We start from the raw sequence: 8129 nt of genomic DNA, 5'->3' as shown, positions 1-8129 counted from the left end.
ATGGGTGGCGCCGATACGGGCGCAGGCTTGCATCGCGACCACGCCTTCGATCGACATCGGCATGTAGATGACGACCCGGTCGCCCTTCTTGATGCCGAGCGATTTCAGGCCATTGGCGAACTGGCAGACTTTTTTATGTAGTTCCTGATAAGTGACCTTGGTGACATCGCCGCTGTCGGTTTCAAAGATCACCGCGACTTTGTCCGCATTGCCATTGTGCAAATGGACGTCGAGACAGTTGTAGGAAACGTTCAGCTTGCCGTCGCCAAACCATTTGTAGAACGGCGCATCGGATTCGTCCAGCACCTTGGTGAAAGGGGTTTGCCATTGCAGGTGTTCACGGGCCAGGCGACCCCAGAAGCCCTGCTCATCCTGTTCGGCTTCGGCCACCAGAGCGCGATACGCGTCCATGCCGGAAATCGCGGCACTCTGCACGAAGCTGGGCGCCGGTTCGAAAATCCGGGTTTCTTGTTTGAAGGTCTCTATGTCTGCCATGGTTTCCTATTCCAATATGATGTGATTAATGAGTTGCTTGAGCCTGCTCGCGCGATAGCAAAGCGAGCAGCGTATCAATCCGGTTGTTGTCGCAGCAGAACGCCTGGCCATCAGCGAATACCGGCGCTGTCAGATTGGTCAGTACGGAACCGCTCGGCATTTCCAGCGCCAGTCGTGCACCGCGTTCCCAGGCAAGACGGGCGGTTTCAAACCAATGTACCTGTCGCGCCATATTATTGGCGAGGTCATCGGCGATAATCCCCGGTTCGAAAAGAGCGCGTGCAATGCCGCTGCTCAGATAAGTCGACTGCGGACGGTGTACGGTGACTCCTGCAAAGGCCGCTCTCATTTCTACTGCCGCCGAATCGAACAGTTCGCAATGGGACGGCACACTGACTGCCAGACGTTCCACCCTGGTCGCGCCTTGTCCGAGCGCGAGACGCATGACCAGACGCATCGGTCCGTCAGCTCCTGCAATCACCAGTTGCCTGTTTGCGTTCAGGTTGGCCAGGTAGACCGGTGCAGCAGGGGTATGAACGCGTGCTATCAGCGGTTCCAGCTGATAGCGATCGAGACCGACTATCGCCGCCATGCCGTAGCCGTGCGGATAGGCGCTCTCCATCAGTTGCCCGCGCCGCGCTACCAGCCGCACTGCGTCGGCATATTCAAGGGCGCCGGCGATCACCGCAGCCGGGTAGGAGCCTATGGACAGGCCCGCGACCATATGCGGGCCAACTTTGTGTGCAACGAAGAATCTGGCCATTGCGACGCCAGCCACCAGCAGACACAGTTGCACGGCAACTGTGGATTCGAGTGCTTTGGCAGTATCCAGAGTTAAGGGGTCGTCGCGGAGTGCGTCAAAGGTCTCGTCGAGCGTGCGCGCGACTGCCGGATGATCAGGAAGCGAATGCAGCATTCCAGGCCGCTGCGCGCCTTGGCCGGGAAAGGTGAACAGGATCATGCTGGCTTCACGCTTTCTGCATCTTGCCAGTTGTTCGTGTGCCATGGATCGGTAGTCAAAACCGGGCCGGTGTCAGTCTTAAGCAGAACTCGCCCATTTCCGCTGGCCCATTGCGCATTGACGTTGGCCCATTCGGCAAAAGAAAAAGCGCCATTGCCGGTATCGACCTGAATATCGATACGGCATATTGGAGATGAGCATATCATCCGCAGCTCCAGCATCTGCGCAGTACTCAGAGGCGCTCGTGAACGCAGCAGAATGTCGAGATCGCTGTCTGCGCGGACGACCGGCAGCCGCGATGCAAGCTGAAATCCGACGCCGCCCGTTGGGCCCCAGGCCAGGCCGGTTGCATCAAGCAAAGGCGCCAGAACCGCAAGTGCCTCGAAGGCCCGCAGCAGACCACGCTGCTCTTCGATATAAGCCAGAGCATGGTCAACCATCATCTCCGGCCTGATGCGGCGTGCCACCGCATTGCGGTCGAGATAGGCAGCAAAGCGCTCGCTTCGGGTCTTGCCGCGCAAGCCAACCGGGACCAGGCGGGGATCGTCGACCTTCTCGCGCCGTACTACGACCGGCGCCCGCAAGAGCCGGTCAGCGCTCGCCCAAGGCGGAAGCGGGCTAACCGTCGTCAGCGCTTTGGCGTCTTCGATCCAGAGCAAGTCGTGCGGGCAAAGAATGTCCGCACCGACCTCCTCAGATGCTGATGTGCCCAAGGTTTCGTCCTCCGCTTGCTTGAGCGATACGGCTTCCATGATCAACCCACAATTGCCTTCGTGGCAAAGAACAGTACGGATGGCCCTAGCAGGCAGCCGATGCCGGTATGGAATGTCGCCACCAGCGCGCCGTACGGCACCAGCTTGCGGTCGGTCGCGGCGAGGCCGGCTGAAACACCGCTGACGGTACCTGCAAGGCCACCGAACACCATTGCGGAGCGCGGCGTTTTCAGACCGAGAAAGCGCGCTGCGATGGGGGTGCCGACCATGACGATAATAGCCTTCACCAGGCCGGTGGCGATGCTCAGCGCCATCACATCGGAACTTGCGCCAATCGCCGCACCGGTGACCGGGCCGACGATATAGGTGATCGCACCGCAGCCGATGGTGGTCATGCTGACCGCATCGGAGTAGCCAAAGGCGCGGGCGATGCTGGCGCCGACGATGAACGGCAATACCGTCCCCAGCAGTAATGACACGACGCCGACCAGCCCGGCCTTGCGCGCCTCGGTGGCTTGCACCTCGAAAGCGGTGGCGACGATGGCGAAATCGCGCAGCATGGCGCCGCCCATCAGGCCAATGCCGCTGAACAGCGAAACGTCGGCCAGCCCCTTGGTGCCGCCGCTCACTATGCCGCCCCAGTATGCCAGCGCCAGGCCGATCATGATGGCGATCGCCGAACCATGGATGCGGCCGTAGGTGAGCTTGCGCGAGATGGCTCCTGACAGCAAGATAATGATACCGATCACCGCAAAGGCGGTCACGAGTCCGTTTTGGTGTACCGCTTTTTGAAATATTTCTAACATGATGTCTCCTATTCGGCCAACGGCGCCAGGTCAGCCACGGCCGCGTCGATCCCGGCCTGACTTTCCGTGCGATTGATCAACGCGATGCAGCAGGCGCAGACGGCAACCGCGCCCAATGCCGACAGCAACGCCACAGGTCCACCGCGCAATGCCGCAACCACATCCTGCTGGGCGGCCATGGCAACCACTACCGGGATATACATCGCAGCCCAAAAACCGACACCTGCTTCGGTCGGCTTGGGCAAAAGCCCTCGCGGCTGCATGTACAGGCGGGCGAAAATTAATAGCAGCATGGCGATGCCGACACCGCCAACGTTGGTCTTGACGCCGATCAACTGGCCGAGAAGGTCGCCAAGGAAAATCCCCAGCAGGTGGCAGCAGGCGAGTAAGGCGGTTCCGTAAATAATCATGATTTTGTCTCCTAATTGATGACATCAGCGGCTTGTCAAATCTTGTTTTTTTAGCGTTACAGAAAAATAATGGTTGCTCCTTCTTAAGTTAAGGTTGGCTGGCCCTCCACTGGATGCGCAACATCTCGCGCACCTTGCTCGACGCCTGACGGTGTTCCGCCCCCAGCCGACTAGCCAGGTCGCGGCTGCTGTCCGCCAGGATGTCTTCGAGCGCGGCGTGCAGGCTGCTTTCCACGGTATCGATGTCGGCCGCGGACGGCGCATCCGGGTGCGCCACTTGCAGGCATCGCCACAGCAAGCCCAGCGACGCATAACTTTCGATGTCGTAGGCCATCGGCGGTATGGTCGAGGCCAAGGATTCCAGCGCGTCGACCGAACGCATCGTGATACGCGCCGCCGATGCCTTTCCCATGGCATGCACCATCACTTCCGGATCGCTGATTGCGATCAGGCGGTTGGCCTGATAGCCGTGGGCCAGAAAAGCGCCGGACATGGCCTTGCCGACGATCAGCCCGATCACGGGATGACCCGCCAGTCGCGCCTCGACGTAGGCGCCGGCGGCGCCAGCCAGCGCCTGGTGGATGCCGAAGCCTTCCTCGCGCCGGCCATAGGCCTGGCTGGCGACGTCGATCACCGCGACGATCGGCGTCTTGATTTTTCTGCCGCGGTCGGCTGCCACCAGTTCTTGTACCGCGCGCGCGAGTTGCCAGCCTTCCACCAGGCCGACCTCGCCGTTACGGACGCGCGGGAAGCGGTTGTCCGGGTCCGGCACCACCGCAATGTAGCGCGCTCTTTTACCGGCGAGATCGGCGTCGGCCACCCGCACCGAAGCGGGATATCCGGCAACCAGCTGTGCCTCGCCGGTCAGCCTGGAGAACCAGGCTGCGCCGCGGCCTTGCTTATTTGCTGCACTCATAGCTGCACTCATGATGCGAATCCTTTCTGGTAAATCGCGCGAATCAGTTCAGGCGTCGCCTGTACGCTGGCGTCCACTTCGGCCAGGCGGGCCAGAAAACCCTGCACCATGTCGCTACGGTTTTGCGCGGGCAAGCCGCGCTGCAACAGGTCGCGCACCACGCTTCTGATCTGCATGGCGTCGTCCTCGACGTAAGCGTCCGCCAGCCCGCAGAGGTAGCGTTGCTCGCCGCCGGTAAAGCTCCAGATAAACGGCTTGTCGCGCGAATCATATTCGGCGATGCCGGCTTCCTGTTCAATCACCGCCGGACCATTCAGCCCAAGCCGCGCTTCGCGGGTGACGATCAGATAGCTGCACAGGGCCGCCGCGATCGACATCCCGCCAAAACAGCCCACGGTGCCGGCGCTAATGCCGATCACGGGCTGGTAGCGGCGCAGATCGACGATGGCAGAATGGATTTCGGCAATCGCCGCCAGCCCGAGATTGGCTTCTTGCAGGCGCACGCCGCCGGTTTCAAACAAGATGATCGCCCGGGTGGGAATGCCGTCGCGATTGTCTTGCGCCGCCAGCTCCAGGGCCCCGGCAATCTTGGCGCCGCCGACTTCTCCCAGGCTGCCGCCTTGAAATGCGCCTTCGATCGCAAGGATCACGGTTGGCTGGCCGTCGCATGTACCTTTGGCGACTACCACGCCGTCATCCGATTGCGTGATCACGCCTTGCCGCTCCAGCCAGGGCGATGTCACGCGATCGAAGGGGCCGATCAGTTCGCGCATGGAACCGGCGTCGAGCAAGGCGCTGGCCCGGCTGCGTGCATCGAGTTCGATAAAGCTGTCGCGTTGCAGCAATTGTTCGGTGTTCATGGCTTCCTTACTTTGGGCTTGCATACTGCAATTCTTCGAACGCCTGCTCGATCCGCATGCGCACCACGCCCGGCGTTGCGCCGAAGTCATTGATCTCGATTTTGGCGGCGGGCAGCGACGACATGGAAAAAATGCGCGTCAACAGCGCCTCCCACACCTGGCCCATGCCGTCGACCGAGGTGCTGATGGCGATGGTGGTGAGGCCGGCAGTGTGGGGTTCCAGCAGCACTTCCAGATCGCCGGAGCCGACCACGCCAGTCAACGCGCGTGCTTTGGCAGGCGAGCCTGCCGGATATTCATAGAAAATCTTTTCCATGGTTTCCCTCTTTCGATTTAAGTCCTGATGCCGTCCAGGAACAGTGCCGCCGCCAGCAAATCCGCCGCGCCGCCCGGTGAGACGTGTAGTGCCAGCAGCTCCTGTTCGAATTGTTGCAGCGCGCTCCTGCCATCGCTGCTGGCGGCGCCGCCAGCGGCCAGCACTCGCAGCGCCCCGGATTGCACTGCCGTCAATGCCGCCTGGCCGCCGCGCGACAGGACGCAGGTGTCGTCGAGATTGGCGACCACCGCCAGCAACGCGTTGAGTCGCGCGGTGTTTTCATCGTCGCCGCGGGCGCGGCAATGTTCCAGCCAAGGCAGCGCGACCCAGATTACATGCGGGAATCTGGCTCGCGCCTGCCCCCGTGCGCCGCCGACGCTGTATTGCCGGCAAGCGAGTTCGCCCTTGTTGCCGGTCGCGGCTGGCGCAAACCTGTCGTGTCGCCACGCCAGTGCGGCAGCGCGCGCGGCCACCGTTGCCGGAGCCAGCGCGGTATGGTCTTGCGCCGCTGCCGTGACCAGCAGACCGAGCGCCCAGATCGCGCCGCGATGGGTGTTGACGCCGCCGGTAGCGGCCATCATGGCCGCTTCGCCCTGGCGCCCGATGAGACCGATCTGTTCGCGCAATCGTTGCGGATCGGCGATGTTTTGTCCGGCGCTCGCCATGGCATGGAAAGTCGGATGCAAGGCCCAGGCCGAATGGCACATCAAATCCCAGTTCAGATCGCGATGAGCGCCGCGGCCGCGCATGTCGACCAGGCCCGGCTTGGGCGTCAGCGTGACCTCATCGATCAGCGCTGTCACGACTGCGTCGGCCAGGTAGTCGGCCAATGCGGCGGCTGCCAGCGGCTGGTTTTGCTGAAGAACGGCTGCCATCACCAGCTCCGGAATTTGGCAGGCGGCTCATACAAGCCGTCGGACCAGCTCACCAGGTCGGCAACGCTCTTGGCCGCCAGCAGGGAACGGGTGGCCTCGCTGCGATTGACGCCCATATCCTCCGGCAGCGCAATCAGGCCTTCTTGCCGCAAGCGTGCGGTGGTTGCGGGATCATGGGTCATGCCAATGGGCGTTACGCCGGCGACTGCAGCCAGCATGGCTTTGCGCTCCTCCAGCGAGCGCGCTTTATAGAGATAGGCGATGCCCTCCTCGGTGAGCACGTGCGTCACGTCATCGCCATAGATCATCACCGGGGCGATAGGCATGCCGGATTCGCGCCCGACCGCTACTGCGTCGAGGGTTTCGACGATGGTCGGCTGGCCGCCGCCCTGAAAGGTTTCCACCATCTGCACTACCAGTTTTTTGCCGCGCGCAAGCGGATCGTCGGTCTCGATCAGGTCCAGCCAGGCCGGACTGGCGTGACGGCGTCCACGCGGATCGTGCCCCATGTTGGGGGCGCCGCCGAAACCTGTCAGGCGGCCGCGCGTCACCGTGGATGAATTGCCCAGCCCGTCCATTTGCAAGGTGGATCCGATGAACAGGTCAACCGCGTACTGGCCCGCCAATTGGCAAAAAGCACGATTGGAACGCATGGAGCCGTCTTTGCCGGTGAAAAACACATCGGGGCGTGCGGCAACGTAATTCTCCATGCCCAGTTCGCCGCCGAAACAATGGACGCTTTCGACCCAGCCGGTTTCGATCGCCGGAATCAATGTCGGATGCGGATTGAGCGTCCAGTTCTTGCAGATCTTGCCCTTGAGTCCCAGCTTTTCGCCATAAGTCGGCAGAATAAGCTCAATCGCAGCAGTATTGAAACCGATGCCGTGATTGAGCGACTGCACCTGATGGCGTTCATACACGCCGCGGATCGCCATCATTGCCATCAGCACATGGACCGGCTTGATCAGCCGTGGATCGCGGGTAAACAGCGGTTCAAGGAAAAACGGCTTGTCGGCCTGCACCACAAAGTCGATCCACGAGCCGGGAATGTCCACCCGCGGCAGATCGGCCGGGTCGTCAACGATCTCGTTGACTTGAGCTATCACGATGCCATCGCGGAAGGCCGCTGCTTCCACCAGCGCCGGCGTATCTTCGGTGCTTGAGCCGGTATACAGATTGCCTTGACGATCCGCCTTGAAGCCGGCCACCAGCACCACGTTCGGCGTCAGGTCGACGTAGAGCCGCGCATACAGTTCGATGTAGGTGTGAATCGCGCCGACTTCCAGCAGGCCGTCTTTCAGAAACTGCGAAATGCGCAGGCTTTGCGCGCCGGCATAAGCAAAATCGAGCTTGCGGGCAATGCCGCGTTCAAACAGGTCGAGATGCTCCGGCCGGCTGACGCTGGGCATGATCAGGTGCAGCTGCTTCACTTTGGCCGGATTGACTTGCGCCAGCGAACGGGACAGGAAATCAGCCTGTTTCTGGTTATTACCTTCAAGCACGACGCGGTCGCCAGGCGCGATCAGAGCTTCCAGCACGGCGATGATGTCGCCAGTTGCCAGGACCGGGCCGTCAGCCAGGTGGCGGACCAGATCCAGCCGGCGATTTTTTTCCGTCCGGCGTTTGCTCCATTGCGGGTTAAGTTGAGGTCTGGCTTGCATCGTTGCTCCGGAAATCGATCATCACGGAGACACAATAGAATTTTAAAAAAGCCTCTTCAATCAACCTTATGCGCAGTTCATTACTGTGAAGTTAATGAATATGACCGAGATTCATT

The 8129-nt window shown here is 61.3% G+C and carries 10 protein-coding genes; all 10 read right to left on the bottom strand.

All coding sequences use genetic code 11. The features are described from left to right. Positions 1-495: acetyl-coenzyme A synthetase N-terminal domain-containing protein (locus tag BLV81_RS19205; RefSeq protein WP_143036383.1), on the bottom strand; the 495-nt coding region annotated here is incomplete at its 3' end. Positions 496-520: 25 nt separating this feature from the next. After that, positions 521-1456: a malonate decarboxylase subunit epsilon gene (mdcH, locus tag BLV81_RS19200; protein ID WP_092359223.1), complete on the bottom strand. Its 936-nt coding sequence runs from the start codon at positions 1454-1456 to the stop codon at positions 521-523. Next, complete coding sequence (locus BLV81_RS19195) at positions 1453-2208, bottom strand: malonate decarboxylase holo-ACP synthase (RefSeq protein ID WP_092359221.1); 756 nt, start codon at positions 2206-2208, stop codon at positions 1453-1455. The genes mdcH and BLV81_RS19195 overlap by 4 nt, the downstream gene beginning before the upstream one ends. Before the next feature lie 2 nt (positions 2209-2210). Then, positions 2211-2975, bottom strand: coding sequence for a malonate transporter subunit MadM (gene madM / locus BLV81_RS19190; RefSeq protein ID WP_092359219.1), 765 nt, complete (start codon positions 2973-2975; stop codon positions 2211-2213). A gap of 8 nt (positions 2976-2983) precedes the next feature. Then, complete coding sequence (gene madL, locus BLV81_RS19185; protein WP_092359217.1) at positions 2984-3385, bottom strand: malonate transporter subunit MadL; 402 nt, start codon at positions 3383-3385, stop codon at positions 2984-2986. 88 nt (positions 3386-3473) lie between these two features. Further along, on the bottom strand, positions 3474-4301 hold the full coding sequence (gene mdcE, locus BLV81_RS19180) for a biotin-independent malonate decarboxylase subunit gamma (protein WP_092359215.1): 828 nt from the start codon (positions 4299-4301) through the stop codon (positions 3474-3476). 8 nt (positions 4302-4309) lie between these two features. Continuing rightward, positions 4310-5161: a biotin-independent malonate decarboxylase subunit beta gene (locus BLV81_RS19175; RefSeq protein ID WP_092359250.1), complete on the bottom strand. Its 852-nt coding sequence runs from the start codon at positions 5159-5161 to the stop codon at positions 4310-4312. Positions 5162-5168: 7 nt separating this feature from the next. Next, a complete protein-coding gene (locus tag BLV81_RS19170) occupies positions 5169-5477 on the bottom strand; it encodes a malonate decarboxylase subunit delta (RefSeq protein ID WP_092359213.1) in 309 nt (102 codons plus the stop codon). A gap of 17 nt (positions 5478-5494) precedes the next feature. Then, positions 5495-6352: a triphosphoribosyl-dephospho-CoA synthase gene (locus tag BLV81_RS19165; RefSeq protein ID WP_092359211.1), complete on the bottom strand. Its 858-nt coding sequence runs from the start codon at positions 6350-6352 to the stop codon at positions 5495-5497. Continuing rightward, complete coding sequence (gene mdcA / locus BLV81_RS19160; RefSeq protein WP_092359209.1) at positions 6352-8013, bottom strand: malonate decarboxylase subunit alpha; 1662 nt, start codon at positions 8011-8013, stop codon at positions 6352-6354. Before mdcA ends, BLV81_RS19165 begins: the two co-directional genes overlap by 1 nt. Positions 8014-8129: the final 116 nt, after the last annotated feature.

This window comes from Collimonas sp. OK242, assembly GCF_900107095.1.
GTDB lineage: Bacteria > Pseudomonadota > Gammaproteobacteria > Burkholderiales > Burkholderiaceae_D > Collimonas.
The sequence above is the reverse complement of the archived record's forward strand: the minus strand, read 5'-3'. Positions and strand labels throughout refer to the sequence as shown.

What these genes read in the sequence shown, in the direction of transcription:
- madM (WP_092359219.1), bottom strand. Translation starts at nt 2,975, where the DNA reads ATGTTAGAAATATTTCAAAAAGCGGTACACCAAAACGGACTCGTGACC.
- BLV81_RS19175 (WP_092359250.1), bottom strand. Translation starts at nt 5,161, where the DNA reads ATGAACACCGAACAATTGCTGCAACGCGACAGCTTTATCGAACTCGAT.
- mdcA (WP_092359209.1), bottom strand. Translation starts at nt 8,013, where the DNA reads ATGCAAGCCAGACCTCAACTTAACCCGCAATGGAGCAAACGCCGGACG.
- BLV81_RS19170 (WP_092359213.1), bottom strand. Translation starts at nt 5,477, where the DNA reads ATGGAAAAGATTTTCTATGAATATCCGGCAGGCTCGCCTGCCAAAGCA.
- mdcH (WP_092359223.1), bottom strand. Translation starts at nt 1,456, where the DNA reads ATGATCCTGTTCACCTTTCCCGGCCAAGGCGCGCAGCGGCCTGGAATG.
- mdcE (WP_092359215.1), bottom strand. Translation starts at nt 4,301, where the DNA reads ATGAGTGCAGCAAATAAGCAAGGCCGCGGCGCAGCCTGGTTCTCCAGG.
- BLV81_RS19195 (WP_092359221.1), bottom strand. Translation starts at nt 2,208, where the DNA reads ATGGAAGCCGTATCGCTCAAGCAAGCGGAGGACGAAACCTTGGGCACA.
- madL (WP_092359217.1), bottom strand. Translation starts at nt 3,385, where the DNA reads ATGATTATTTACGGAACCGCCTTACTCGCCTGCTGCCACCTGCTGGGG.
- BLV81_RS19165 (WP_092359211.1), bottom strand. Translation starts at nt 6,352, where the DNA reads ATGGCAGCCGTTCTTCAGCAAAACCAGCCGCTGGCAGCCGCCGCATTG.